General features: G+C 74.4%; 27 protein-coding genes, 1 tRNA gene and 1 pseudogene. 11 read left to right on the top strand and 18 right to left on the bottom strand.

All coding sequences use genetic code 11. The features are described from left to right. Window positions 1-24: 24 nt before the first annotated feature. The gene (locus ACZ3TI_RS26070; RefSeq protein WP_465730140.1) at window positions 25-342 is read left to right on the top strand and encodes a hypothetical protein; all 318 of its coding nucleotides are present in this window, start codon (window positions 25-27) and stop codon (window positions 340-342) included. 125 nt (window positions 343-467) lie between these two features. On the opposite strand, the gene ACZ3TI_RS26065 is transcribed toward ACZ3TI_RS26070, so the two are convergent. Together ACZ3TI_RS26065 and ACZ3TI_RS26060 are read right to left on the bottom strand one after the other, a co-directional pair. Further along, on the bottom strand, window positions 468-1,295 hold the full coding sequence (locus tag ACZ3TI_RS26065) for an isocitrate lyase/PEP mutase family protein (RefSeq protein WP_465730138.1): 828 nt from the start codon (window positions 1,293-1,295) through the stop codon (window positions 468-470). A 14-nt stretch (window positions 1,296-1,309) separates the two neighbouring features. Beyond that, window positions 1,310-1,810, bottom strand: coding sequence for a carboxymuconolactone decarboxylase family protein (locus tag ACZ3TI_RS26060; protein ID WP_465730136.1), 501 nt, complete (start codon window positions 1,808-1,810; stop codon window positions 1,310-1,312). Window positions 1,811-1,940: 130 nt separating this feature from the next. On the opposite strand from ACZ3TI_RS26060, the gene ACZ3TI_RS26055 reads away from it, so the two are divergent. The 3 genes from ACZ3TI_RS26055 (at window position 1,941) to ACZ3TI_RS26045 (ending at window position 4,123) form a co-directional block, all read left to right on the top strand. Continuing rightward, a complete protein-coding gene (locus ACZ3TI_RS26055; RefSeq protein WP_465730134.1) occupies window positions 1,941-2,723 on the top strand; it encodes an NRDE family protein in 783 nt (260 codons plus the stop codon). A gap of 193 nt (window positions 2,724-2,916) precedes the next feature. Then, window positions 2,917-3,105, top strand: coding sequence for a hypothetical protein (locus ACZ3TI_RS26050; RefSeq protein WP_465730132.1), 189 nt, complete (start codon window positions 2,917-2,919; stop codon window positions 3,103-3,105). Between the two features lie 100 nt (window positions 3,106-3,205). Further along, window positions 3,206-4,123, top strand: coding sequence for an undecaprenyl-diphosphate phosphatase (locus tag ACZ3TI_RS26045; RefSeq protein WP_465730130.1), 918 nt, complete (start codon window positions 3,206-3,208; stop codon window positions 4,121-4,123). On the opposite strand, the gene ACZ3TI_RS26040 is transcribed toward ACZ3TI_RS26045, so the two are convergent. Beyond that, window positions 4,108-4,878 carry an alpha/beta fold hydrolase gene (locus ACZ3TI_RS26040; RefSeq protein WP_465730128.1) on the bottom strand — a complete coding sequence of 257 codons (771 nt, stop codon included), beginning with the start codon at window positions 4,876-4,878 and terminating at the stop codon, window positions 4,108-4,110. The genes ACZ3TI_RS26045 and ACZ3TI_RS26040 overlap by 16 nt on opposite strands. 57 nt (window positions 4,879-4,935) lie before the next feature. Here ACZ3TI_RS26040 and ACZ3TI_RS26035 point away from each other — a divergent pair, with 57 nt between their 5' ends. Beyond that, window positions 4,936-5,688, top strand: a complete 753-nt coding sequence (locus ACZ3TI_RS26035) for an SDR family oxidoreductase (RefSeq protein ID WP_465730126.1) — start codon at window positions 4,936-4,938, stop codon at window positions 5,686-5,688. A gap of 54 nt (window positions 5,689-5,742) precedes the next feature. Here ACZ3TI_RS26035 and ACZ3TI_RS26030 read toward each other — a convergent pair whose 3' ends face one another. After that, window positions 5,743-6,618, bottom strand: a complete 876-nt coding sequence (locus tag ACZ3TI_RS26030) for a sigma-70 family RNA polymerase sigma factor (RefSeq protein ID WP_465730209.1) — start codon at window positions 6,616-6,618, stop codon at window positions 5,743-5,745. Between the two features lie 232 nt (window positions 6,619-6,850). Between ACZ3TI_RS26030 and pdxR the strand changes: the two genes are divergently transcribed. Then, window positions 6,851-8,284, top strand: coding sequence for a MocR-like pyridoxine biosynthesis transcription factor PdxR (gene pdxR / locus ACZ3TI_RS26025; protein ID WP_465730124.1), 1,434 nt, complete (start codon window positions 6,851-6,853; stop codon window positions 8,282-8,284). Between the two features lie 149 nt (window positions 8,285-8,433). Here the strand turns inward: pdxR and ACZ3TI_RS26020 are convergent, their stop codons facing one another. From ACZ3TI_RS26020 to ACZ3TI_RS25970, 11 genes are all read right to left on the bottom strand, one after another. Continuing rightward, on the bottom strand, window positions 8,434-8,634 hold the full coding sequence (locus ACZ3TI_RS26020; protein WP_465730122.1) for a DUF6126 family protein: 201 nt from the start codon (window positions 8,632-8,634) through the stop codon (window positions 8,434-8,436). 32 nt (window positions 8,635-8,666) lie between these two features. Further along, on the bottom strand, window positions 8,667-9,302 hold the full coding sequence (locus ACZ3TI_RS26015) for a helix-turn-helix domain-containing protein (protein ID WP_465730120.1): 636 nt from the start codon (window positions 9,300-9,302) through the stop codon (window positions 8,667-8,669). A 69-nt stretch (window positions 9,303-9,371) separates the two neighbouring features. Continuing rightward, a complete protein-coding gene (locus tag ACZ3TI_RS26010) occupies window positions 9,372-11,084 on the bottom strand; it encodes a pyruvate dehydrogenase (RefSeq protein ID WP_465730207.1) in 1,713 nt (570 codons plus the stop codon). A gap of 195 nt (window positions 11,085-11,279) precedes the next feature. Then, a complete protein-coding gene (locus ACZ3TI_RS26005) occupies window positions 11,280-13,685 on the bottom strand; it encodes a glycoside hydrolase family 65 protein (RefSeq protein WP_465730118.1) in 2,406 nt (801 codons plus the stop codon). Beyond that, window positions 13,682-14,437: an HAD family hydrolase gene (locus tag ACZ3TI_RS26000; RefSeq protein WP_465730116.1), complete on the bottom strand. Its 756-nt coding sequence runs from the start codon at window positions 14,435-14,437 to the stop codon at window positions 13,682-13,684. The genes ACZ3TI_RS26005 and ACZ3TI_RS26000 overlap by 4 nt, the downstream gene beginning before the upstream one ends. Before the next feature lie 131 nt (window positions 14,438-14,568). Next, complete coding sequence (locus ACZ3TI_RS25995; RefSeq protein WP_465730114.1) at window positions 14,569-15,369, bottom strand: VOC family protein; 801 nt, start codon at window positions 15,367-15,369, stop codon at window positions 14,569-14,571. A 104-nt stretch (window positions 15,370-15,473) separates the two neighbouring features. Continuing rightward, on the bottom strand, window positions 15,474-15,923 hold the full coding sequence (locus ACZ3TI_RS25990; RefSeq protein ID WP_465730112.1) for an SRPBCC family protein: 450 nt from the start codon (window positions 15,921-15,923) through the stop codon (window positions 15,474-15,476). A gap of 139 nt (window positions 15,924-16,062) precedes the next feature. After that, window positions 16,063-17,820, bottom strand: coding sequence for an LCP family protein (locus tag ACZ3TI_RS25985; protein WP_465730110.1), 1,758 nt, complete (start codon window positions 17,818-17,820; stop codon window positions 16,063-16,065). Window positions 17,821-18,094: 274 nt separating this feature from the next. Further along, a complete protein-coding gene (locus ACZ3TI_RS25980; RefSeq protein WP_465730108.1) occupies window positions 18,095-18,307 on the bottom strand; it encodes a hypothetical protein in 213 nt (70 codons plus the stop codon). 143 nt (window positions 18,308-18,450) lie between these two features. Continuing rightward, window positions 18,451-18,523, bottom strand: a tRNA-Lys gene (locus ACZ3TI_RS25975). 36 nt (window positions 18,524-18,559) lie between these two features. Continuing rightward, a complete protein-coding gene (locus ACZ3TI_RS25970) occupies window positions 18,560-19,351 on the bottom strand; it encodes a nucleotidyltransferase domain-containing protein (protein WP_465730106.1) in 792 nt (263 codons plus the stop codon). Window positions 19,352-19,480: 129 nt separating this feature from the next. Between ACZ3TI_RS25970 and ACZ3TI_RS25965 the strand changes: the two genes are divergently transcribed. From ACZ3TI_RS25965 to ACZ3TI_RS25955, 3 genes are all read left to right on the top strand, one after another. Continuing rightward, window positions 19,481-20,713 (top strand): DNA glycosylase AlkZ-like family protein, encoded by a 1,233-nt coding sequence (locus tag ACZ3TI_RS25965; RefSeq protein WP_465730104.1) that lies wholly within the window; start codon window positions 19,481-19,483, stop codon window positions 20,711-20,713. A 10-nt stretch (window positions 20,714-20,723) separates the two neighbouring features. After that, window positions 20,724-21,485, top strand: coding sequence for an SDR family oxidoreductase (locus tag ACZ3TI_RS25960; protein WP_465730102.1), 762 nt, complete (start codon window positions 20,724-20,726; stop codon window positions 21,483-21,485). Between the two features lie 111 nt (window positions 21,486-21,596). Next, entirely contained in the window at window positions 21,597-22,292 is a 696-nt protein-coding gene (locus ACZ3TI_RS25955; protein WP_465730100.1) for a tyrosine-protein phosphatase, read from the top strand. Window positions 22,293-22,305: 13 nt separating this feature from the next. Here ACZ3TI_RS25955 and ACZ3TI_RS25950 read toward each other — a convergent pair whose 3' ends face one another. Further along, on the bottom strand, window positions 22,306-22,791 hold the full coding sequence (locus ACZ3TI_RS25950) for an RICIN domain-containing protein (RefSeq protein ID WP_465730098.1): 486 nt from the start codon (window positions 22,789-22,791) through the stop codon (window positions 22,306-22,308). A gap of 79 nt (window positions 22,792-22,870) precedes the next feature. On the opposite strand from ACZ3TI_RS25950, the gene ACZ3TI_RS25945 reads away from it, so the two are divergent. Both ACZ3TI_RS25945 and ACZ3TI_RS25940 read left to right on the top strand, forming a co-directional pair. After that, entirely contained in the window at window positions 22,871-23,965 is a 1,095-nt protein-coding gene (locus ACZ3TI_RS25945) for a hypothetical protein (protein WP_465730096.1), read from the top strand. Between the two features lie 102 nt (window positions 23,966-24,067). After that, window positions 24,068-24,412, top strand: a complete 345-nt coding sequence (locus ACZ3TI_RS25940) for a hypothetical protein (protein ID WP_465730094.1) — start codon at window positions 24,068-24,070, stop codon at window positions 24,410-24,412. Between the two features lie 25 nt (window positions 24,413-24,437). On the opposite strand, the gene ACZ3TI_RS25935 is transcribed toward ACZ3TI_RS25940, so the two are convergent. Together ACZ3TI_RS25935 and ACZ3TI_RS25930 are read right to left on the bottom strand one after the other, a co-directional pair. Further along, window positions 24,438-25,271, bottom strand: a complete 834-nt coding sequence (locus ACZ3TI_RS25935; protein WP_465730092.1) for a TIGR02452 family protein — start codon at window positions 25,269-25,271, stop codon at window positions 24,438-24,440. A gap of 194 nt (window positions 25,272-25,465) precedes the next feature. Next, a pseudogene (locus ACZ3TI_RS25930) lies at window positions 25,466-25,813 on the bottom strand (DEAD/DEAH box helicase); the annotation flags it as partial.

Here is a 25,813-nt window from a genome sequence, read left to right as displayed (position 1 = left end):
CGGCAGTGCATGACGAACCACGGAATGACGAACCACGGAATGACGAACCCCGGCGTGAAGAACCACGGCGTGAAGAACCGCGGCGTGAAGAAGCTCGCGACCCTGGCCGCCCTCACCATGGCGGGTCTCGCCCTCGCCGCCCCGGTGGCCTCGGCCACCACCCAGACCGCCTCCTCGCCGGACGCCACCAACGGCCTGACCGACGGGCTCAACCTCTCCCCCGCCGACCTCGCCCTGCAGACCGCGGGCAAGCTCCCGGTGGTCGGGCACACCGCCAACGAGGTGGAGGCCATCGGCACCAACCAGATGAGCCACCCGGGCCTCAGCGGGCAGATCGGCTGACCTGCCCGTCGACTGACCTGCCCGTCGGCTCCCCCGCGACCGGTCGGCCGACCCCCGTCCGGTCGACCGGTCGCGGCTCGGGTCCGTCCTCACCCCGCAGACGGGGTTCCGAAGACGGTCCCTGGTCAGCCCGTGAAGAGGCCGTTGAGCTCCGGGTAGGTGAGCCCGCCGTCGAGGGCGGTGTACGTACCGCTCGCGTACACCTCCTCGGCGGCCCGGCGGACCGCCGCGTAGGCCGCCTTGGCCAGGCCCGGGCCGAGGCTGATCCGGGCCACGCCGAGCTTCGCCAGCTCGGCGACGGACGGGGAGCCCGGGCCGGCGAGCACGTTCAGCGGCGCCGGGACGGCCGCGACCAGGGCGGCGACGGTCTCCGGGTCGGTCACGCCGGGGACGAACACGCCGTCCGCGCCCGCCTCGACGTACGCCCGCAGCCGGCGGACCGCCTCGTCCAGCCGGCCCTCCGGGGCGCCGATCCCCAGCAGGAACACGTCGGTGCGGCCGTTGACGAACAGCGGGACGCCGACCGCGTCCGCCGCCGCCCGGGCCGCCGCGATCCGCTCGGCGGCCTCCGCCAGGGGGCGTCCGCCGTCCTCCAGGTTCACCCCGACGGCACCGGTCGCGAGCAGCGCGGTGACGGTCTCGCCGACCCCGGCCGCGGTGGCGGCGTAGCCGTCCTCCAGGTCGGCGGTGACCGGCAGGGCCACCGACCGGACCACCTCGGCGGTCCGGGCCAGCACCCGCTCGCGGTCGGCGCGGCCGCCGTCCGGGCTGCCGAGCGACCAGCAGACGCTCGCGCTGGCCGTCGCCACCGCCCGCGCCCCGGCGCCGGCCACCAGGCGGGCGCTCGCCGCGTCCCACACGTTGGCCAGCACCAGTGGCGCGCCCGGGCGGTGCAGCTCGCGCAGCAGCCGGGCCTTCTCCTGCCGGGCGGTCGCGTCGCCGTGCGTCGTCATCGCCTCGGCCCCGCTCACTTCGCGGCCGGGCTCATGCGGGTGCTGACACCGATCCGGTTCCAGGCGTTGATGGTGGCGATCAGCGCGACCAGCTGGGCCAGCTCCGCCTCCTCGAACTGCTCGGCGGCCTCCGCCCACACGGCGTCCGGCACATGGCCCTGGGTCAGCAGGGTGACCGACTCGGTGAGGGCCAGGGCGGCACGCTCGCGGGCAGTGAACCAGGAGGTCTCGCGCCAGGCCGGGAGGGAGAGCAGGCGGTGCTCCTGCTCGCCCTGCTTGACCGCGTCGGTGGCGTGCATGTCGATGCAGAAGGCGCAGCCGTTGATCATCGAGGCGTGCACCTTGACCAGCTCGGCGAGCACCGGGTCGAGACCGGTCCGGGAGGCCTGGTCCACGGCGACCATCGCCTGGTAGTAGGCGGGGGCGAGCTTCGGCAGCACGATGCGCTGGGCCGGGGCGGGCACGTGGGCGTGGGGCGTTCCGTCGGGGGTCGTCACGGTCTCGTTCGTCGTCATGAGCGCCAGCCTAGGCGCCCAGTGGCCCGCCGCTCTGGTGCATTCGGCACCGGGTTCCTTGGGCCACTTCCGGGTGTACGAACAGCCGTGCGAGGATCGCTGGCAGGAAGAGGTCAGGGGGAACAGGGTCGTGTGCACGGCATTCGTCAGCATCGAACCGGCAGCGGCGGTGCCGGTGCTGCTGCTGTCCGTCCGGGACGAGTACCTGGGCCGCGCCTGGCTGCCGCCGGACCACCACTGGCCGCAGCGGCCCGGGCTGCTCGGCGGGCTCGACCTCGCGGCCGGCGGCACCTGGCTGGCCGTCGACCCCGCCCGGCGGACCGCCGCCTGCCTGCTGAACGGCTTCGGCCCGCCCGTCCCCGCCGACTCCCGGCTCACCCGCGGCCAACTGCCGCTCACCGCCGTCACGCAGGGCGGGATCGGCCACCTCGACCTCACCCCGTACGACCCCTTCCACCTCGTCCTGGTCCGCCCGGACGGCGCCACCCTCGCCAGCTGGGGCGGCGGACTGCTGGAGGAGCGCGAACTGCCCGCGGGCCTCAGCGTGGTGCTCAACGACGGGCTGGAGGGCCTGGCCGCCAACCGCTCCGCCTCCGAGCGGATCAGCGCGCTGATGACCGCGCGCGCCGACCACTTCCGGGCCCGCTTCACCGCCGCACCCCGGCCCGAGCCGACCGGCGACGGGCCGGCCGAGCGGGCCTGGGGCGCGTGGCTGCCGATCGTCGCCGGGGACGGGCTGGCGCCGGACGCGGACGCGGCGCTGGTCCAGCGGCGGGACTTCGGCGACGGGCGGATCTGGGGCTCCTCGTCGATCTCGCTGCTGGCGCTCGGGCCGGACCTGCTGCGGTACGACTTCGCGGCCGCGCCGGTGGCGGCGGACGGGTCGGGCTGGCGGCGGGTGGCGACGGGCTGACCCTCGGGCACCCAGGGCGTGTCCCGGCCCGCCCGGGGCCGCGGCGAAAAGGACTTGAACCTGACGCTGCGGGAGGCGGCATCGTGGCGTGCGTCGACCCCGCACCCCAAGGTCGGCCCCGCAGTCGACTCCGCGGTCGACCTTGCCGACGAACCCGCAGCCGAACCCGAACCCGAGCCCCCGGGGAGCCACGATGCACCGCCTGCCCGCCGTCCTGACCGTCGCCCTCCCGCTGGTGGGCACCCCGCTGGCGGTGACCGCCGCCGTCGTGTTCGGCGACGCGGCGCACCGGGCCGTCCCGTCCACCACCGTGCTGGCCGCCGTAGCAGGGGTGCTGATCCACCACCTCAGCCCCGGTGTCACCCGGACGTACGGTCGGTGAACTTCTGGCGGCGGGGCTGCCGGGCGTCTACATGCCCGTAGTAGCTTCGCGGGGGCCACCGGATCCAGGCCGGCCGCCGACCCCCGAGCGAAGGTGCGCGATGTCCACCCTGACCTACCCGGAAGCGATAGGCGTCGGCCTGCTGCAGGGTGTGACCGAACTCTTCCCGGTCTCCAGTCTCGGCCACAGCATCCTGCTGCCCGCCCTGATCGGCGGGAAGATCCAGCACGACCTCGACATGACCGCCGAGGGTTCCTCCTACCTCGCCGCCCTGGTCGCCCTGCACCTGGCCACCGCGCTCGCGCTGGTCGTGTACTTCTGGAAGGACTGGGTCCGCGTCGTCAGCGGACTGTTCACCTCGATCCGCCACCGCCGGGTGGAGTCCCGCAACGAGAAGCTCGCCTGGCTGCTCATCCTCTCCACCATCCCGGTCGGGGTGGCCGGCCTCGTACTGGAGAAGGCGCTGCGCAACGCGCTCGGCAAGCCCGTCCCGGCCGCCGTCTTCCTCGCCCTCAACGGGCTGGTGCTGCTCGGCGCCGAGCGGCTCAAGCGCGGCGGCACCGGCCGCCGCCGGGCCGGGCACGCCGCCCCCGTGGACGAGCCGGGCCTGGACCCGGCGGTCGCCTCCGACCACCGGCTGACCAAGCTCGGCTACGGGCAGGGCGCCTGGATCGGCGCCGCGCAGATCCTCGCGCTGTTCCCCGGCATCAGCCGCTCCGGCGTCACCATGAGCGCCGGCATCCTGCGCGGGCTGCACCACGAGGACGCCGCCCGGTTCTCCTTCCTGCTCGCCACGCCGGTCATCCTGGCCGCCTCGGCGCTGAAGGTCCCCGAGCTGTTCAAGCCGGAGAACTCCTCCGTGCTCGGCCCGGTCGTCGCGGGCAGCGTCGCCGCCTTCGCCGTCGGGTACGTCTCGGTGCGGTTCCTCACCAAGTACTTCGAGACCCGCAGCCTGACGCCGTTCGCGGTCTACTGCTTCCTGGCCGGCGTCGGCAGCGCGGCCTACCTGTCGTTCTGAGCCAACCTGTCGTTCTGAGCCGGCCTGTCGGCCTGAGCCGGACCGCCGGCCTCGGACCCGTCGGTCCGAGCCGAGTCCAGCAGGATCCGGGCGAGTTCGGCAGGCCGGGAGAACATCGGCCAGTGCCCGGTGTCCAGTTCGACCAGCCGCCAGTGGCCGTCCGCGACCAGCCCGGCCACCCCCGGGGGCGGCTCCGGCCAGTCCAGCAGGCACTTCACGTACACCACCGGCAGAGCGCTCACCGGGCCCTCCAGTACGGCCGGCTCGGTCAGCGAGGCGCCCGGGTGCGGGGTGGCCCGCTCGGCGATCCGGGCGATCTGCCCCGTCGTCAGCCCCTGCCCGGCGAACTCGGCGGGCGGCAGCGGCGGCCACCAGCCCCCGTGGGCGGCGAGGTCGGCCCGCAGCGCGGCCGGCTCCGGTATCCGGTCGGCGAAGGACTCCCCCGCCACCGGCACGTCGGCGTCCACCAGGACCAGCCGGGCCAGCCGGTCGCCGATCCGCTCGGCGGCCTGGCCGACCGGGACGCCCGAGTAACTGTGCCCGACCAGCACCACGTCCCGCAGGTCACGCCCCTCCACCTCGGCCACGACGTCCGCGACGTGCGCCTGCTGCCCGGCGGGCTCACCCCGCCTCTCCGCGAGGCCGGAGAGCGTCAGCGGGTACGCCCCGTGCCCGGCCGCCCTCAGCTCCGACACCACCTCGTCCCAGGCCCAGGCTCCGAGCCACGCGCCCGCCACGAGTACAAAGTTCGCCATGCGCGGCACGGTAGCGCGAGAGTGTGACAACTCACCCGTCGAACACGTGGAGGAAGCATGGCGGAACCACTGGCGCTGGGCGGCAAGGCCGCGGTCGTCACGGGCGGCTCGCGGGGCATCGGGCGGGCCGTCGTCCGACGACTGGCGCGCGACGGCGCGCAGGTGGTCTTCGGCTACGCCCGCGACGAGGAGGCTGCCGCCGAGACGGTCCGTGCCGTGGAGACCGAGGGCGGCCGCGCCTGGGCCCTGCGGGCCGACCTCGGCGAGGCGGGCGCCGCCGAGCGGCTGATGGCCGAGGCGGAGGAACGGCTCGGCGGGCTGGACGTCCTGGTGAACAACGCCGCCAGGCCCTTCGTCCCCACCCCGCTCGCCGAGATGGACGACGACGCCCTGGACGCCGTCCTGGGCGTCAACACCCGCGCCGCCTTCACCACCGTCCGCTACGCCGCCCGCCGGATGCGCGACGGCGGACGGATCGTCAACATCTCCACCGCGAACACCGTCCGGCCCGTCCCCGGCATCGCCGCGTACGCCGCCAGCAAGGGCGCCGTCGAGCAGCTCACCGCCGTCGCCGCCGTCGAACTCGGACCGCGCGGGATCACCGTCAACACCGTCTCGCCCGGCGCCACCGACACCGACCTGCTGCGCGGCACCAACCCGCCCGAGGCGCTCACCCGTGTCGCCGGGCTCACCCCGCTGCGCCGTCTCGGGCTGCCCGAGGACGTCGCCGACGTCGTCGCCTTCCTGGCCGGGCCGGACGGCCGCTGGCTCACCGGCCAGAACCTGCGCGCCACCGGCGGCCTGGCCTGAACGCTCCCGGGCCGTCCGGCGGGGTGCCGGACGGCCTCGGGGCACCCCGGGTCCTCAGGCCGTCAGGCCCAACGCGGCCAGCCGGGTCGGGTCGGTCAGGATGTTCATCTCGGTGATGCGGCCCGCGTGGATGGTGAAGGACATGACCGACAGCGGACGGCCGTCGGCGAAGGACACCACCCCGGGCGAGCCGTTGACCAGGACCAGTTCGCCGCCGGCCGCGAACCGGGCGAAGGCGATCGCCTGCGAGGCGACGTCCGCCGCACCCCGGCGCAGCACGCTCGGCACCAGCGCGCCGCCGTCGGAACGGGCCGCCACGTCCGGGTCCAGCACCGTCAGCAGGGCCTCGAAGTCACCGGCCCGGGAGGCGCTGAGGAAGGCCTCCACCACCTCGCGCTTGCGGACGTTGTCGGTGTCCGCGGGCGGGGTCGCGCCCTGCACCCGACGGCGGGCGCGACTGGCCAACTGCCGGGTGGAGGCGGGGGTGCGGCCCAGCACCTCGGCGATCCCGTCGTAGGGCACCTCGAACATGTCGTGCAGCACGAAGGCCACCCGCTCCGCCGGGGACAGCGCCTCCAGGACCACCATCAGCGCGATCCCCACCGAGTCGGCGACCAGGATCTCGTGCACCGGGTCCAGCGCGGCCAGCCCGCTGACCACCGGATCCGGCAGCCGCACCTGCCCCTCCTGCTCGGGCAGCGGGTCCTCCCGGCGGGAGGTGCGGGAGCGCAACTGGTCCAGGCAGACCCGGCCGACCACGGTGGTGAGCCACGCCCCGAGGTTCCGCACCCCGCTGACGTCGCTGCGGCTCAGCTTCAGCCAGGCCTCCTGGACGGCGTCCTCGGCCTCCGCGATCGACCCGAGCATCCGGTAGGCCACCGAACGCAGTTGGGGGCGCTCGGCCTCGAACCGCGCTGCCAGCTCTGCCAGCTCTGCCGGCTCTGCCAGTCCTGCCGGCTCTGCCGGCTCTGCCGGCTCTGTCGGAAAGCTTTCTCCGGTCACCTGTCACATCCTCGCATCGGGATCCGTCGGTTCGGTGGGGACGCCAACCGACGAGGAGGAGAACGCAGTTACCACCGCCCACACTACCGCCCGCCCGAGCGGCCCTCCGCGATCGTCCCGATGACTGCGGAGACGGACTCCACCTGGTGAAATGGGGCCCGTGACCAGTTCCTGGACCTCCTTCGGCGGCGACCTGCACCTGGACCTCACCGAACGGCGCGCCGCCGGCACCGGACTGCGCGCCGCCCTGGAGGACGCCCTGCGCGAAGCCGTCCAGGACGGACGGCTCGCGCCCGGCACCCGGCTGCCCTCCTCACGCGCCCTCGGCGAGGACCTCGGGATCGCCCGCAACACCGTGGTCGAGGCGTACGGCCAACTCACCGCGGAGGGCTGGCTGAACTCCCGGCAGGGCTCCGGAACCACCGTCGCCCGGCGGGCCGCGGCCGACACCCCCGCCCGCGGCAGGCGGACCGGCGCCCCGGTGCCACCGCGCCGGCGGACCGCCCGGCACGACCTGACCTCCGGACGGCCCGACCTCTCGCTCTTCCCCCGCACCGCCTGGCTCGCCGCCGCCCGCCGCGCCCTCGCCACCGCACCCCACGAAGCCCTCGACTACGGCAGTCCGCTCGGCCGGATCGAACTGCGGCAGGCGCTCACCCACTACCTCGCCCGGGTCCGCGGCGTCCGCACCGACCCCGACCACCTGCTCGTCTGCACCGGCGTCACCCAGGGCCTCGGCCTGCTCTGCGCCGCCCTGCGGGAACGCGGCGCCCGCGCCCTCGCCGTCGAGGAGTACGGGCTGCCGCCGCAGCACGCCGTCGTCCGGGCCGCCGGCCTCACCACCGTCCCGCTGCCGCTGGACGAGGAGGGCGCCCTGGTCGACCGGCTCGACACCCGCCCCGGCGCCGTCCTGCTCACCCCCGCCCACCAGTTCCCCACCGGCGCCCCGCTGTCCGCCGAACGCCGGGCGGAGGCGGTGCGGTGGGCGCGCGAGCACGACCGGTACGTCATCGAGGACGACTACGACGGCGAGTTCCGCTACGACCGGCAGCCGCTCGGCGCGATGCAGGCCCTCGACCCGGAACGGGTGGTGTACGCCGGCACCGCCGCCAAGAGCCTCGCGCCCGGCCTGCGGCTGGCCTGGCTCGCCCTGCCGGACGCCCTGGTCGAGCCGGTCGCCCGGCTGAAGGAGCTGGCCGACACGATGTCCCCGGTGCTCGACCAGCTGACGCTGGCGGAGCTGATCACCTCCGGCACCTACGACCGCCACGTGCGGCGCTGCCGCCTGCACTACCGGCGCCGCCGCGACCGGCTGGTCGCCGCACTCGCCGAACACGCCCCGCAGGTCCGGGTCACCGGCATCGCGGCGGGTCTGCACGCGGTCGTCCGGCTGCCGCCCGACTCCACCCCGGAACCCGAACTCCTCACCCGCGCCGAGGCCGCCGGCATCTCCCTCGGCGGTCTCACCCGCCACCGCGCCACCCCGGGGCCCGGCACTGCCCCGCCCTCCCTGGTCATCGGCTACGCGACCCCGCCCGACCACGCCTTTCCGGCCGCGGTGCAGGCCCTCTGCGAGCTGCTGCGCAGGGCGTGAGAAAGGAGGGGGCGGGGGAGGGAGGGGGCGGGAGCGTCGACCCAGGCCCTCGGCGAGCTCCTGCGCAGGACGTGAGTGAGGTGAGGCGGCGGGTGGAAGTGGTCCGCCCGCCCTCGGGGGTGGGGGCGGGCGGCCGGCCGAGGTGCCGACTACTTGTTGCGGCTGCCGAGTTCGAACAGGAGCATGATGAAGCCGGCGAAGACGTGGATGCCGGCGGTGTAGATCACCAGGCGGAGGTAGACCCGCTTGTTGGCCCACTTGCCGGCGTCCATGGTCTTCGGGCCGGTGGGGGTGTCGGCGGCGCCGGCGGCGCCGGCAACGGCGGGGGTGGCGGTGGTGGGATCGGCCATGGTGATCTCCTCCGAGGTGTTCTGACGGCAGGTCAGTGGGTCGCGGCGGATCCGCCGCCGAGGCAGAGTTCGCCGCCGGGGCTCTGCAGCAGGGTGTGGATGAAGAGCAGTTCGACGCCGTGGTCGGATTCGGCGGCGATGCAGTGCGGGGTGAGCGAGTCGTAGTGGGCGGAGTCGCCCACGCCGAGGTGGTGGACGCGGTCGCCGAGGGTGAGCCGGAGTTCGCCGCGCAGGACGTACAGCCACTCCTCGCCCGGGTGGACCCGGACCACCGCGTCCTGCACGCCCGGCGGGACGTGCACCCGCAGGGCCTGCATGGCGCGGCCGGGGGCCCCGGCCCGCCGGTAGCCCCAGCCGCCGGCCCGGCCGGGCTCGATGGCGCCACCGCGGACCACCGGGTCCGGTTCGGCCACGGTCTCGCCGAGCAGGCCGGACACCGAGGTGCCGTAGGCGCGGGCGAGGCCGAGCAGGACGGGCAGCGAGGGCTGCCGCCGACCGGTCTCCAGCCGGGACAGATACGCTGGGGAGAGTCCGACCCGCGCGGCGGCTACCTCCAGGGTGAGGCGGCTGCTGAGCCGGTGCTCGCGGAGGCGGGCGGCGAGGCCGACGACCTCCTGGTCGTCGAGCTGGTCGCCTGCGGCGGGGGCGCCGGTGGAGCTGCTGGTCATGTGCCCAGTGGACACCCGCCGTGCCGCCCGGGCAAGAATTTTGCCTCTGAGGCAAACCCGCCGCGGAACTCAGGGCCGGGGGATGTTCCGCAGGTTGCTCCGGGCCAGGTCGACCATGCGTCCGACGCCACCGGAGAGCACCGTCCGCCCGGCAGCCAGCGCGAAGCCCTTCACCTGGGCGGCGGTGATGTGCGGCGGGATGGACAGCGCGTTGGGGTCGGTGACCACGTCCACCAGGGCCGGGCCCGGCCGTTCCAGCGCCTCCGCCAGGACCTCCCGCACCCGGGCCGGCTCGGCCACCCGCTTGGCCGGGATCCCCATCGCCCGGGCGATCCCGGCGTAGTCCACGTCACCGTTGTCGATCTCCGACTCCGGGTAGCCGGAGACCAGCATCTCCAGCTTGATCATGCCGAGCGCGCCGTTGTTGAACACCACCGTCTTCACCGGCAGCCGGTGCTTCGCCACCGTGAGCAGTTCGCCGAGGAGCATGCCGATGCCGCCGTCGCCGGCCATCGCGATCACCTGGCGTCCGGGGTTGGCGAGCTGGGCGCCGACGGCGTGCGGGAGGGCGTTGGCCATCGAGCCGTGCAGGAAGGAGCCGATCACCCGGCGGCGGCCGTTGGGCTGCAGGTAGCGGGCGGCCCAGACGTTGTTCATGCCGGTGTCGACGGTGAACACCGCGTCCTCGGCGGCGACGTCGTCGAGGACGGAGGCGACGTACTCGGGGTGGATCGGCAGGTGCTTCTCGATGTCGCGGGTGTAGGCGCCGACCACGTCCTCCAGGGCCCGGCAGTGCTTGCGCAGCATGGCGTCGAGGAAGGCGCGGTCGCGCTTGGCCTCCAGCAGCGGCAGCACGGCCCGCAGGGTGGCGGCGACGTCGCCGTGGACGGCCAGCTCGAGCGCGGTGCGGCGCCCGAGGCGGGTCGCGTCGTGGTCGACCTGGACGGTGTGCGCCTGCGGCAGGAAGGAGTCGTACGGGAAGTCGGTGCCGAGCAGCAGCAGCAGGTCCGCGGAGTGCAGCGCCTCGTGGCAGGCGCCGTAGCCGAGCAGGCCGCTCATGCCGACGTCGTACGGGTTGTCGTACTGGATCCACTCCTTGCCGCGCAGCGAGTGCCCGATGGGCGCGTTGAGGGCCTGCGCCACCTCCAGCACCTCGGTGTGTGCGCCGCGCACCCCGGCGCCGCAGAACAGCACCACCTTGCGGGCCGCGTTGAGCAGCCGGGCCAGCTCCTGCACCTGGGACCACGGCGGTGCGGCGACGGCCTGCTCGGTGAGGAAGTGGCTGGTGCCGGTGGGCCCGGCGGCGGGCAGCGCGGCGACGTCCCCGGGGAAGGCGAGCACCGAGACGCCGTGCGAGCCGAGCGCGTGCTGAACGGCGATCCGCAGCAGCCGGGGCAGCTGCGCGGGGGTGGAGAGCATCTCGCACCAGTTGCTGCAGTCGGTGAACACCCGCTCGGGGTGGGTCTCCTGGAAGAAGCCGGTGCCGATCTGGCCGGAGGGGATGTGCGAGGCGAGCGCGAGGACGGGCAGGCCGCTGCGCTGGGCGTCGTAGAGGCCCTGGATGAGGTGGGTGTTGCCGGGGCCGCAGGAGCCGGCGCAGACGGCGAGCCGGCCGGTGAGCTCGGCCTCGGCGGCGGCCGCGAAGGCACCGGCCTCCTCGTTGCGCACGTGCACCCACCCGATGCCCTCGGCCCGGCGGATGGCGTCCACGACGGGGTTGAGGCTGTCGCCGACGACGCCGTAGACCCGCTCCACCCCGGCCTGCCGGAGCACCTCCACCATCTGTTCGGCCACGCTCGCCACGGGTGCGACTCCTTCGCTGGGCGCCGGTTGTCCTAGGGCGTGTCTGACCATTCCAGTCGGGCTCGCGACGCGAATTGCCAGATACGCCCTGGGCACCTGCACCCTCCGCCCGGGTGAGCACCGACGCAGCCGGGGTGGGCCGAACGGGTGACGACGCGGGCGGGCGCCGGGAGGCTACTCCGCTGCCAGGTGGTCCTGTTGGCCGAGCTTGCCGGCGGCGAGGCCGGCGTGGGGTTGGCGGCGGGAGGGTTCGCGGCCGGGGGGTTGGGCGACGCGCTCCTGGGCGGGCGGCGCGGTGGTGGGCAGGGTGACCGGCTTCCCGGCCTTGACCTGGACCGCCTCGCCGTCGTGCCGCAGGTGGATGATCTCGCCGCGGCGCAGTGTGTACGTCGTCCCCTCGTGGGTGATCCGGACGCCGAGGAGGTTTCCGCGCACCATCAGGGAGAAGCTCAGCCGCATCAGCCCGGAGGGCAGCCGGGGGCGGAACGAGAGCGTCTCGCCGTGGTCGCGCAGTCCGCCGAAGCCCGCCACCAGGGCGACGCAGGCACCGGCGAGGGAGGCCATGTGCAGTCCGTCGCGGGTGTTGCCGCCGAGGTCGTGCAGGTCCATGAGGGCGGCTTCGGCGGTGTAGTCGTACGCGAGGTCGAGCTGGCCGACCTCGGCGGCGATGACCGCCTGGGTGCAGGCGGAGAGGGAGGAGTCGCGGACGGTGAGGCGTTCGTAGTAGGCGAAGTTGCGGGCCTTCTGCTCGTCGGTGAAGGCATCACCGCGGACCTGCATGGCGAGCACCAGGTCGGCCTGCTTGACTACCTGCTTGCGGTACAGGTCGAAGTACGGGAAGTGCAGCAGCAGCGGGTACTTCTCGGGCGGGGTGTTCTCGAAGTCCCAGACCTGGTGGTCGGTGAAGCCGTCGGCCTGCGGGTGGATGCCGAGGTCCTCGTCGTACGGGACGAACATCGCCGCGGCCGCGTCCCGCCAGGCGGCGCTCTCCTCGGTGTCGACGCCGAGGGCGGCGGCCTCGCGCGGGTGGCGGACGGCGGCTTCGGCGGCGGCGCGCAGGTTCGTCTGCGCCATCAGGTTGGTGAAGACGTTGTTGTCGGCGATGGCGCTGTACTCGTCGGGGCCGGTGACGCCCTCGATCCGGAACTTCCCGGCGACGTCGTGGTGGCCGAGCGAGCGCCACATCCGAGCGGTCTCGACGAGGAGTTCGAGCCCGTACTCGCGCTCGAACTCCTCGTCCCCGGTGGCCCGGACGTAGCGGGCGACGGCGGCGGCGATGTCGGCGCCGATGTGGAAGGCCGCGGTGCCGGCCGGCCAGTACCCGGAGCACTCCTCGCCGTGGATCGTCCGCCACGGGAACACCGCGCCGGACAGCCCGAGTTGGGCGGCTCGCTCGCGGGCCAGCGGGAGGGTGGTGTGTCGCCAGCGCAGGGCCTGGTTGACGGCGGCGGGCAGGCAGTAGGTGAGCACCGGCAGGACGAAGGTCTCGGTGTCCCAGAAGCTGTGCCCGTCGTAGCCGGGACCGGTCAACCCCTTGGCGGGGATGGCCCGTTCCTCGCTGCGGGCACCGGCCTGCAGGACGTGGAAGACGGCGAACCGGACGGCCTGCTGGAGTTCGACGTCGCCTTCGATCTCGATGTCGCTGGTCTCCCAGAACTCCCGCAGGAATTCGGCCTGTTCGGCGATCAGTCCGTCCCAGCCGGTGTACCGGGCGGCGGTCAGCGCGGCCTCCACCTGGTCGCGGACGGCGGGCAGCGACCGGGTGGCGGACCAGCCGTAGGCCATGAACTTGGCCAGCCGCAGCCGCTGTCCGGCCTCGAGCACGGTGGTGACGCTGATCCGGCAGTGGTCGACCTCGGCCTCGGCGACGGTGTCGGACTTCTCCGGGCCCTCGATGATGTGGTCCATGCCGGCCGCGACCCGGATGCCGCTGTAGCGGGTGCGGTGCACCAGGACGGCCTTGGTGCCGCCGGCGTGGTGCGCCTCGGGCTGCAGCGGCGCCTCCAGGACGGCGGCGGCGCGCGGGTCGCCCTCCGGGCCGCCGGGCAGCTGCTCGTTGGCGACCAGCTCGGACTGCAGCACGATCCGCACCGGGCCGTCCACCGCTTCGACGCTGTAGTCGACGGCGGCGACGGCGCGCTGGGTGAGCGAGACCAGCCGCGAGGAGCGCACCCGGATGGTCCGCCCGGCCGGAGAGGTCCATTCGGCCTCACGGTGCAGCAGCCCCTCGCGGAAGTCCAACCAGCGCTTGTGGCTGACGAGTTCGCCGTAGCGCAGGTCGAAGGGCTCGTCGTCCACCAGCAGCCGGATGATCTTGCCGTTGGTCACGTTGATGACGCTCTGGCTGGACTCCGGGTAGCCGTAGCCGCCCTCGCCGTACGGCAGCGGACGCAGTTCGAAGACGCCGTTGAGGTAGGTGCCGGGCAGGCCGTGCGGCTCGCCCTCGTCCAGGTTGGCGCGCAGGCCGATGTGCCCGTTGGAGAGCGCGAACACGGATTCGGCGCGGGCCATCGCGGCCAGGTCCAGGCCGTTCTCGGTGATCTGCCAGGGGTCGATCGTGAAGTTGTCCGTCGGACTCATGCCTTCTCTCCTTGATCTCCCAGGAGCTCGGAAAGGTCCTCGACGACCACGGTGGCGCCGTCGCGGCGCAGTTCGGCGGCCTGCCCGGTGCGGTTCACCCCGACCACCGCGCCGAAGCCGCCGGCCCGGCCGGAGGCGACCCCGGCGAGCGCGTCCTCGAAGACGGCGGCGTGCGCGGGCTCCACGCCGAGCGCGCGGGCGGCGTACAGGTAGGTGTCGGGAGCCGGCTTGCCGGGCAGGCCCTCGGCCTTGGCGACGTTGCCGTCCACGATCACGTCGAACAGCTCCTCGATGCCCGCCGCCCGCAGCACGTCACGGCAGTTGGCGCTGGAGGAGACCACCGCACTGGGCAGCCCGGCCGCGCGCAGCCGCCGCACGTAGGCGACCGAGCCCTGGTACGGCTGGACGCCCTGCTCCCGGATCAGCCGCAGCACGGTGTCGTTCTTGGCCCGGCTGATCCCTTGCACGGTACGGGAGTTGGGCGGGTCGCCGGGCGTGCCCTCGGGCAGGTCGATGCCGCGGCTGTGCAGGAACGCCCGGGCGCCGTCGAGGCGCGGGCGGCCGTCGACGTAGGTGTCGTACTCGATGACGGCGTCGAAGGGGACGAACGGCCCGCCGGTGCGGGCGGCTTCGGCGCGCAGGAAGGCATCGAAGGTGTCCTTCCAGGCCGCGGCGTGCACCTTCGCGGTCTGGGTGAGCACCCCGTCGAGGTCGAAGAGGAAAGCGCGGATGTCGTCCGGTAGCCCCAGCATGGGTGCAGTCTTACCCGGGAACGGGGGGAAGCCGCCGATTCCCGGCGGCGCGTCGCGGGAACGGCGGCCGTGGCGAGCCGGGCAGGCGGCCACGGGGAGCCGGGCGGCCGCTACGGGGAGTCGGGCGGCCGCTACGGGGAGTCCGGCAGCTGCGCCTCGGGCGCCTGGATGACGGCGAAGACCGCGCCCTGCGGGTCCGCGACCACGGCCATCCGGCCGGACTGCAGGTCGAAGGGCGGCTGGAGCACCGAGCCGCCCGCCTTGACCAGGGCGTCCACGGTGGAATCGGTGTCGTCCACCGAGAAGTAGGTCATCCAGTGCGAGGGCGTGCCCGGCGCCAGGTAGTCGGGGATCGGCTGCATGCCGCCCACCGTGCGGTCCCCGATGTTGAGCGAGTAGCAGCCGTCCATGCCCTGGATGGTGGCCGGGCGCAGTCCGAGTGCCGGCAGGTAGAAGCGGCCGGCCGCGCCGGTGTCGGCGGTGTTGAGCTCGTTCCAGACCAGCGCTCCCGGCTCGTTGACCACGCCGGCGCCGATGAAGTCCATCGCCTGCCAGACGCCGAACACCGCTCCGGTCGGGTCGGCGGCGACCAGCATCCGGCCGATCGTGCCGAGGTCCATCGGCTCGTAGAGGATCGTGCCGCCGGCCTCGGCGATCGCCCGGTGGCTGGCGTCGGCGTCGTCCGAGGCGAGGTAGGTGGTCCAGGCGACGGGCGGGGCCGGCTGGCCCTCGGGTACCACCCGCGCCATGATCCCCGCGACCGGCCGCTCGTTGAGCGTGCACACGGCGTAGCCGCCGAACTCGGGCGGTCCGACCTCGCCCTGCCAGCCGAAGAGGTCGCGGTAGAAGACCAGCGCGGCCTGCTGGTCGCTCGCCATCAGGTCGACCCAGCAGGGCGTGCCGGGCAGGTAGGGGTCGGTGACTACGGGCATGTGCGGGGCCTCCCGGGCGACGGCGGTACACCGCCACCATCGGCCCGCCGCCGCGATCCCGCCACCGGACGCCCGTCCCGGGGCTCAGAGGGCCGGCGGCGGGTTCACGGGGCGTCGTGGCGGTGGGCGGTGACGAAGTACGGCTGGACCTTGCCGCTCTGCGCGTAGTCCTTGAGCCGCACCAGCAGTTCCGCCCAGGTGCCGGCGACCGCCGGAACGCCCTCCTCGCTGCCGGGCTGCCAGCCGCCGTGCCGGAACAGCAGCCGGGTGCGGTCGGCCGCTTCGGGCTGCTCGGCGAGCTCCCAGCTGATCCAGGTACCGGCCCAGTGCGGCGGGAAGGCCCCGGCGTTGGTCCACACCACCCGGTCCTGGTCGGCGCGCTCGACGCGCAGCCGGAACGGCTCGGGGACCTCGGGGAAGTCGAACAGCAGGATGTCGTCCTCCCGGTCCACGGCGGTGGTCCACCAGGAGGTCAGCCCGTCGTGCGTGGTGAGCGCGGCGAGGACGACGGCCCGGGGCGCGGCGACGTCGAACTGCAGGGCGATCTCGGGCATGGGGTCCGCCTTTCGAGACCCGGGACGACCCGGGACGGGGCCCGGGACAGGGCCCCACGGCCACCATGGCACGACCCCCGGGCCCACGCGCCCCGGGGGCGCCGGTCCGGGGGTCGTGCCCGTTCGCCGGTGGGTGCGGTCAGCCGCCGCTGCCGTACGTGGTGTTGGCGCAGATGTCGTCGTCCGCCGAGCGGGCGTCGTTGGTGACGGTGGTGGGCAGCGGCTGCGGCGGGGCCTGGACGCCGGGGGTGGCGCCGGCGGTCCCGGCGGGCGATCCGGCGCCGACGGTCGCCGCGAAGTCCTGGCCGACGATCACCGAGATGCCCCGCGAGCTGCCGGAGGACAGCTCGGCGCCCGGGAACAGCGCGGCGATCTTCTCGGCGTTCGCCTTCTGCCCGGAGCCGTACTCGATCGTGGTGGTCTTGTACTTGGTGCTCGCCGCCTGGCCCGCCGTCTGGGCGCTGAACTTGGCGGCCTTCAGCAGGTCGGTGCCCTTGCCGGCCAGGCCGTTGGCGGTCGTCCCGTTGTAGACCGAGACCTTGATCGCGGCGTTGGACGCGTCCCCGACCGGGGCGGGTGGGGTGGTGGGCGCGGGCTGCTGCGGAGCCGGGCTGCTGCTGCCGGCGGCCGCGTCCGACTGCTGGCCGGTGGCGTTCTGACCGTCGATGGTCTGGTCGGCCTTCAGGGTGTCCCAGAGCTTGTTGACGTCCGGCTGGACGAGGTCCAGGTCGGCGTCCTGGGTGCGGTAGCGCCAGGGGGCCGTCACGAACTTGAGGTCGTGCATGTCGATGTTCTTCAACGACAGCCCGAAGGAGAGCAGCTTGTCCGCCGAGTCCAGTCCCGGGTCGACGGTCAGGGACTTGGTGGCGGCGTCGGCCAGCGGCAGCAGGTTGGTCGGGCTCATCCCGTCCTTCTTGATCTTGCTGGCGAGCGAGCCGAGGAACGCCTGCTGGCGCTTCATCCGACCGATGTCGGAGCCGTCGCCGATGCCGTGGCGCAGGCGCACGTAGTCGAGCGCCTTCTGCCCCTGGACCGTCTGCTTGCCCTGCGGCAGGACGAGCTCGCCCTTCTTGTGCAGGTTGGGGTTGATGTCGCCCTCGTAGATCGGCTTCGGCAGGCAGATGTCGACGCCGTTGACGGCGGCGGTCATCGAGGCGAAACCGCTGAAGTCGACCACCAGGGTGTGGTCGACCCGGATCCCGGTCAGCTTCTCCACGGTGTTCTGCGCGCACGCCGGGTTGCCGTCGTCGGTGGCGCCGGTGGCGAAGGCCTCGTTGAAGCGGGTGTTGGTCCGCTCCTTGGTCCACTTGCCGCTGGGGAGCTTGCAGGACGGGACGGTGACCAGGGCGTTGCGCGGGATCGAGATGCCCACGGCGTGCTTGTGGTCGGCGTAGACGTGCAGCAGGATCGTGGTGTCCGAGCGGGCGCCGCCGTCCTCGCCGCCGCCGAGGTCGGCGTTGTTCTTGCCGCGGCTGTCCGAGCCGATCAGCAGCACGTTGACTGGCCTGTTGCCGTCCGCGTCGGCCTTCGCCTCGGGCGGGCGGTCGGCGGCTATCGCGTCGGCGTCGAAGGACTTGATGTTGGCGTTCAGCTTGAAGTAGATCGCGCCGCCCGCGCCGGCGATCAGCACCAGCACGCCCGCCGCGGACCAGGCGACGATCTTCTTCACGTTCTTCTTCGGCTTGGCGTTCTTGCGCGCTGCCGCCCGTCCGCCGGCCCCGGAGTCCGCCCTGCCCCCGCCGCGGCCGCCCTTGCCCTGGGTTGCGGCACGACGGGCCTGCGCCCGTCCGCCCGAGCGCGGGGACGGCACGGCGCCACCGCTCCCGGTGCCCTCGGTCGTGAGCGCACCGGACGGGTCCTCGCCCCGGGCCGGGCCCTCGTCCCACTGACCTGACATGCGCGTACCTTTCACCGACGGAAGCGACGCCCCGGACGATCTGGCGCACCGCACACAGAGAGACGGCCCCAACCGTTCCCAGGTTGCACATACGACCGTCGACACCAGCCGACAATCGTGGCTTCCGATCATATTTTGGCCCGACGCGATCACCGACCTCCGGTCGGCGGACAAGGCCACCGGCACCCGGGCAGCCACCGGGCAGAACAGCCGAAACCACCCCATTCCGGCGTGACTTACGCCACTCCGGCGCTCCCCTCCCTGAAGTCCCCGTTCACGCACACCGCTGACGCATGCGCACCGCCCGCCGACCGGGCAGGGCGACGTGCACCGGATAGGGCAGGACGGCGACGGCGCACGGGTCCTGGTCGAGCAGGACGGCGGCCGGCGCGTGGCCCTGGGCGCGCAGGGCGTCGAAGGGGCGGGACCACTGCGCATGGGCGGGGCGCCGGGGGCGGCGAGCCGCTCGGCGATCAGGGCCTCGCACTGCCCGCCGAGGCCCGCCTCCAGCGCGCCGAGCCAGGTGAGGCCGGCCGACCACCGGCCGACCGCCACAGCCGGTGTCCGGAACAGGGCTCCGAAACGCGACAGCACCCCGGCGCTGGAACGAGCCGGGGTGCTGCATCGCGGTGGGGCACCAGGGGCTCGAACCCTGAACCTACGGATTAAAAGTCCGCAGCTCTGCCAATTGAGCTAGTGCCCCGCGGCCTTGGTCCCGGTGGGGAGGGCCACGGTGATCCTACCCGGTGGGGCCCAGGGCTCCGCCAGTGGATTGCGCGGGCGCGCCGGGTGTGCGGGGCGCTTCCCGGGGCGGGGTGCGGGTGCCGTCCGGCGGGGCGTAGTGGGCGGCGCGGACCCGGCGGAGCCAGTCCTCGGCGGGGCGCGGGTCCGGGGCGTCCGGGAGGACGCCGGGGCCGGCCAGGCGGTCGGCCGCGTCGGCGAGCAGGGACTCGGCGACCGCGGGCCGGTCGGCGATGCGTTCGCCGAGTTCGCGGATCCGTTCGGGGTCGGGCAGCCGGATCAGGTTCCGCCCGCTGCGGTGCAGGAGGACGGCCTGCTCGACCAGCCGGACCAGGTGGCGGGCGTGCTTGGCGGCCCGGCGGCGGGTGGCCGGGTCGGTGGTGTCACGGGTCAGCAGCTTGCGGAACTGCTGGTCGGCGTACCCGAGATAGGCCTTCCGGACGGCCGGTGCGCTGAGGAAGGCCGCGCGGATGCCGATCAGTTCCTCGCCGAGCGGGGTGCGGGTCTCGTACAGGTCGTCGGGCAGCCAGACGAGTTCCGAGGCGGTCGGGTTGCAGCCCAGCGCGAGCCGGCACCACTTGGCGGCCTCGTGCAGGGTGACGTCCGGCTCGGTGCCGACGTGCGACTCGGCCGGGCGCCGCAGACCGTGCAACTCCTCGGTGGGGGTGGCGAACAGGCCCAGCCGGTCGAGGTCGGAGCCGGCGTGGGCGAAGCCGTACGCGGTGGATCCGACGATGCCGGAGAGCAGGACGGTACCCGGGGTGTCGGCTACGGGCAGGGCTGCGGGCACGGGCGGTCTCCTCCCGGGAGGCCTACGGGCGGGCTGCGGAACGGGCAGAGGGGCATCCTCTCCGGAACGGGCCGCGCCGGGCGAGCGAATTCCGGTGCGGGGCCCGCCCCGCCGCCGATACTGGGCCCCATGGAGCACGATCCCCACGTGGAAGCGGCGGCAGCCGTCGGCGTCGAGAAGCTGCGGGCCTGGTGGTCGCACCGGCAGTGGCTGGACCGCCCCCACACCGGCGCGTCCGCCGCCGGGGTGCTGGCCGCCACCGGCTGGGCCCGTTCGGTGGGCGGCGCGGCGCCGTACCTGGGCCTGTTCGCCCGGGCCGGGCTCGGCCGGGCGGCGGTGGACGCGGCGGTGGCCCGGCTGGAGGTGCACGAGCTGCCGTCCGCGCGGGGCTGCACGTACGTGCTGCCGGCCGCGGACTTCGCGCTCGGCCTGGCCGCCGGCGCGGCCGCGCCGGTGGGCGAACTGGTCGCGGCGGAGAAGCACCTGGGGGTCGGCCGGGACGAGGTGGAGAAGCTCTGTCTGGCCATCGAGCGCGTGCTGTCCGAGGACGAGCCGCTGGATCCGACCACGATCCGGGAGTCGGTCGGCGACGCCGTCCGCCCGCTCGGCGAGGCGGGCAAGAAGCGCGGCCTCGCCACCACCCTGCCGCTCGCCCTCGGGCTGATGCAGTCGCGCGGCCGGATCCGCCGGGTGCCCGTCAACGGCCGTCTGGACCAGCAGCGTTACGGCTACGTCGGCTGGGACCAGCCCGCCGCGGGGGACGCCGTCGACCTCGCCCGGCGCTACTTCTCCTGGGCCGGTCCGGCCACCCTCAAGCACTTCCGCTGGTTCTCCGGCTTCACCGCCGCCACCGCCCGCCGGGCCGTCGCCGAGGCGGGCCTGGTCCCGCTCGGCCCCGGCTCCGAGCTCCTGCTCCCGCCCGAACTCGCGGAGGAGTTCACCGAGTTCACCGTGCCGCGCAAGCCGCACTACACCCTGCTGGCCGGCATCGACGGCATCCACCTGCTGCACCGCGACCTGCCCCGGCTGCTCGACCCTGCCGACGCCGCCCGCCCGCTGCCCGCCGGCCGGGCCGGCCGTGCCTTCGGCACCGAGGCCGACCCGCAGACCCACGTGGTGCTCGACCGCGGCCGGATCGTCGGGCTCTGGGAGTACGACACCGAGCGCTCCGAACTCGTCCTGCTGCCCTTCGTCCCGCTCGACGACGCCCTGCGGGAGGCGGTGGCGCGCACCGAGACCTTCGTCCGCGAGGAGCTCGGCGACGCCCGCGGCTTCAGCCTCGACTCGCCGAAGAGCCGGGCTCCGAAGATCGCGGCGCTGCGGGCCGCCGCGGCGGGTGGATCCGGCCCAACGACCGGGTAGCGTACGGACCATGTCGACCACCACCACCGACGAAGTCCTGCTCGTCACCGGTGCCGGGCGAGGCATCGGCGCCGCCACCGCCCGGCTGGCCGCCCGCCGCGGCTACCGGGTCTGCGTCAACTACCGTGCGGACGAGGCCTCCGCGGCCTCCGTCGTGGACGCCATCCGGGCCGAGGGCGGCACCGCCCTGGCCGTGCGCGCCGACGTCAGCCGCACCGCCGAGGTGGAACGGCTGTTCACCACCGTGGACACCGAACTCGGCCTGCTCACCGGCCTGGTGAACAACGCCGGCACGCTGGAGAAGCAGTGCCGGCTGGAGGAGATCGACGAGGACCGGCTCAACCGGATCTGGGCCGCCAACATCACCGGCCCGTTCCTGTGCGCGGCCCAGGCCGTCCGCCGGATGTCCACCCGCCACGGCGGGCGCGGCGGCGCCATCGTCAACGTCTCCTCCGCCGCCTCCCGGATCGGCTCGCCGAACGAGTACGTCGACTACGCGGCCGCCAAGGGCGCGGTGGACTCGATGACCCGCGGCCTCGCCCTGGAGGTCGCCGCCGAGGGGATCCGGGTCAACGCGGTGCGCCCCGGGCTGATCCACACCGACATCCACGCGCTCGGCGGCGAGCCCGGACGGGTCGACCGGGTCGCCCCCGGCCTGCCGATGCGGCGCGGCGGGCAGCCGGAGGAGGTCGCCGAGGCGATCCTCTTCCTGCTCTCCCCGGCCGCCTCGTACACCACCGGGGCCTTCCTGGAGGTCTCCGGCGGACGCTGAGCTCCGACCCGCACCGCGTCGGGGGCCGATTTCGGACAGCGCCGCCCCGCCACCGAACGGCCCCCTCCGGTTTCCTTCCGCGCGCCCACCCCCGCCCGTACCGTGGAGGCCATGACCGACGCCTTCATCGACATCCCCGGTGTGCGCAACTTCCGTGACGCGGGCGGGATCGGCTCGCTGCGCCGGGGCGTGCTCTACCGCTCCGGGTCCTTCCACACGCTCACCGAGGAGGGCGCCCGGCGGGTCAAGGCCCTCGGCCTGCGGACGGTGATCGACCTGCGCAGCCCGTTCGAGCTGGAGGTCTGGCCCGACCAGCGGCACGGACTCGACCACGAGACCCTCCACCTGCCGACCCTGCCCGCCGACCGCGGCGACACCGACCGGCCCTGGCCGGAGGACCAGGCCGCGCTCTACCCCTTCATGGCCGAGACCGCCGGCCCCTCGCTCGCCGCCGTGACGCGCCGCCTCGCCGCGCCGACGTCGCTGGCCGTCCTCGTGCACTGCGCCGTCGGCAAGGACCGCACCGGCCTCACCATCGCCGTCCTCCAGTCCCTGCTGGGCGCCTCCGAGGCCGACATCACCGCCGACTTCCTGCTCTCCAACCTCGGTCTCGGCCTGGACAAGGGCCCCATCCCGTACCTCGACGAGACCGGCACCGAGCGCGTCTCCCGCCCGGTCAGCGCCGAGCTCCTCGCCTCCTCCCTCGGCTGGATCCACACCCACCACGGCACGGTCGCGGCCTACCTGCACCACCACGGCGTCACCGAGGCCGAACTGGACGCCGTCCGCACCAACCTCTCGGCCTGAGACCGGACGGTCCTCAGGACCGCCGCTCGAAGCGCCACCACTGGGTCGGCGCGTCGACGTCCTCCCACTGCTGCACGACGCCGTCCGGGGCCTCCGGCGCCGTCAGGGGCTTGCCGCTGATGAAACTGGTGACCGTGTACGTCCCTGGGGCGTCCACGTGCGCCTCCAGCAGCCACTCCTGGGCGCCGAAGGCGTTGGCGCCCCACTGCTGGATGGGCACGCCGTCGTCCGGGCAGGCGCCGGTGACGTCGAGGCGCTTGCCGCTGCCGGCGTTCTCCAGGTGGAACAGCGCGCCGCCCGGGTGGACGGCGGTGAGGTGCCAGAGCTGGGCGTCGCTGCCGTCGTCCGCGCCCAGGACGATCCGGGCGCCGCTGCGCCGGGAGGCGTCGGCGACCTGCAGCAGCAGGCCGCTGCCGACGTTGCGGACGAGGTAGCTGCCGTCGGTGATCGCGGAGTCAGTCACGGTCGAAGTCTGCCACCGGGCACCGACAGGCCCCACAGCCGAGGAGGGCGCCGCTACGGAGCGTGCGGCACGGGGCGTTTCGACCGGATCGGCTCCGCCGCCTATGCTGCGGCGAATGTCCACCGAGCAGATACCGTCGCACCGTCAGCAGCCCAACCTCCTCGAAGTCGTGGCCGAACTGGAGGCGGTGGTCGCCGCCGGGGACGACGAGCGCTTCGGCCCCGTCCTCGGCCTGGTCGGCGGGCTGTTCGGGGCGGCCGGCCCGGACGAGCGGGTGGCGGCCGGCCCCCGGCTGGCCGCGCTGCTGCCGGACGCCCCGCCGTTCCCCCGCTCCCACCTGGCCATGGTGGTGGGCGCCTGCGTGGAGCACGGCGCCGACCCGGTCGCCTGCGCCGGCCCGGTGCTGGCCGGCCTGCGCGGCGCGCTGACCGGCGCGCAGCTGCTGGCACGGCGCTGGGCCGAGACCGGCGGCGGCCCGCTGCCGGACCCGGAGCACGACGACCCGGCCGAGGCGCACGAGCGGATCGCCGACCCGGCGCACCTGGACGAGTGGAACGCCCACCTGGCCGTGGTCGGCTGGTGGACGCTGCACCTGTGGCAGCAGGCGTCCTGGGCGGTGTACTCGCACGCCCCGGTCCGCGCCGAGGCCCGCGCCGCCGGGGTGACCGAGGTGCTCGTGGAGCTGTTCGGCCGGTACGAGGGCGAGCAGCACGACTTCAAGGGCCTCGCCCACCTGGCGCTGGTGCTGGACGACGAGCCGCTGCTGGTGCTCGACCGCCCCAGCGGCACCGGCTACCTGCTGCGGATGACCGGCCTGAGCGACACCTTCCAGCTGCACACCCTGCTCGCCGACGTGCTGATCGGCGGCGGCCACCTGCCGGGCGCGCGGCAGGACCCGGAGGTGGTGGCGCTGGCCCGCACGGCCTACCTGGAGGGCCGCCGGCTCATCGCGACCGGCGCCTTCAACCTGGTCGCCCCGGACGGCTCCTGGCTCTGGAACGAGGGCACCCCGAGCGACATCCCGGTGCTGGACGGCGTGCGCACCCTGGTGCTGGAGCCGCTGCCGTACGAGCGCACCTGGTCGGCCGGGCGGTTCATCCAGGAGGTCCCGGGCGACCTGCGGCTGGAGCGGGTGCTCGACCCCGCGGAGGCGGCCCGGTGGCTGGCCCGGACCGTCCCGGGGAAGTCCGCCGCGGAGGCCTTCCGGTAGACCGTGTGCCGGTAGGACGTGCCGGGAGGAGCCGCCGGGAGGCCGCGCGTCAGGTCGGGTTATGGTCGGAATCCGACACAGCCCCGAGGAGTGGAGTCGACGATGGCGAAGGTCCCGAACGTGCTCTCGGCCGCCGCGCCCGCCGCGCTGACCGCGGCGAGCGGTCTGGTCGGCGGCTACGGCGTCGCCCGCTGGACCGGCCGGCGCGAGCTGGGCGGCGCGGTGCTGGCGGTGGCCGGCGCCGGGGCGGCCGCGCAGTGGCGCCGGAGCTCGGGCACGCGCGCCGCGGCGGCGCTGACCGGGTTGTACGTGGCGGCCTTCGGCGGCTCGCACCCGCTGGCGAAGAAGATCGGCGCCTGGCCGGCCGTCTTCGCCGTCACCGGTGTGGTCGCGGCGGCCTCCACGGCCGCGACGGCGCTGTCCGTCCGCAACCGCAAGACCCGCTAGGACCCGCCCGCCGTACCGGGCCCCGCTAGGACCCGCTCGCCGCACCGAACCGGGCCTCGAAGGCGGCCCGGTTCGCCGAGACCGGCGAACGGTCCCAGACCGCGAACACCACCCGCTCGAATGCCGCCCCGTACCGGGCCAGCGCGCCCTCGAAGGCCTCGGCGACCTGCGCCGGGTCGTTGCGGAACACCCCGCAGCCCCAGGCGCCGAGCACCAGCGCGCGCACCTCGTGCCGGGCCGCCGCCGCGAGCACCCGCACGGCCCGCTCGGCGAGCACGCCCCGGACGTCGGTGCCGGCCGAACGCCGTTCCAGCTGCCCGGCGTTGGGCGCGGGCGAGGTCAGGAAGGTGACCGGGTACGGCTGCGCCAGCAGCTCGCCGCGCCCGTCGCGGATCACCGGTACCCCGGGCGAGACGATCACCCGGTGGCTGTACCGGAGGTCGGTGGAGGCCCGGTGCGCCTCGTAGTAGTCCGGCGCCTCCACCAGGCAGCTGTACAGCAGCGCACTGCGGCACAGGTCCTCCTCCTGGGCGCGGGCGCCGCGCAGGTACCCGCCGCCGGGATTGCGCGCGGAGGCGAAGTTCAGCACCCCGACCTGGCCCTCCCCGGCCGCCACCAGCCGCCGGGCGGCCTCGACGCTCCCCTCGGCCGTCACCTCGGTGCTCCCGCGCGGCCCGGGCCCCGGCTCGCCCGCCGCCACCAGCGCGTCCAGCGCCGCCGGGGCGTACGACACCGTGCCGGCCTGTGCCGCCGTCAACTGCTCCCCCACCCGCACGAGTTCGCCCCCGGTCGTCCGGTAGCTCCCCCGCGCGGCGATCTCCTCGTTCACCCGTGCCACGTCATGCAGTCTGTTGCTCATGCCCCGGACGCTACGGGACTACCGCGCCCGCGCGCCACAGGTTATTCTCACTTCCAGAACAACACCTCGGGGGTATGACGGGGTGTCGGGGGGATCGGGGGGCATCGGGGGAACGCGAAGGGCCCGCTCCGGAGACGGAGCGGGCCCTTCGCGTGTTCAGCCGGTACGGGCGGTCGGCTACCGCCCGTACCGGGTCAGTTCTTCCAGCGCGGCTTGCGGTCGTCGCGGTTGAAGCCGCCGCGGTCGCTGCTGCGGTCGCGGTCGAAGCCACCGCGGTCACGGTTGAAGCCACCGCGGTCGGCCTGCGGACGGCCGCCGGAGCGGTGGTCGTCGCGGCGCGAGAACGGACGGCTGCTGCCGCCGCGCTCGTCGCGGTCCCGGCCGAAGGACGGACGGTCGCCGAAGGAGCGGGCCGGACGGTCACCGAAGGAGCGGCCGCCGCGGTCATCGCGGTCGCGGTTGAAGCCACCACGGTCGCCACCGCGGTCACGGTCGAAACCGCCCGAGCGACGGTCGTCACGGTCACGGCCGGCGAAGCCGCC

It is taken from the genome of Kitasatospora sp. NPDC023120 (genome assembly GCF_055560835.1).
The sequence above is the reverse complement of the archived record's forward strand: the minus strand, read 5'-3'. Positions and strand labels throughout refer to the sequence as shown.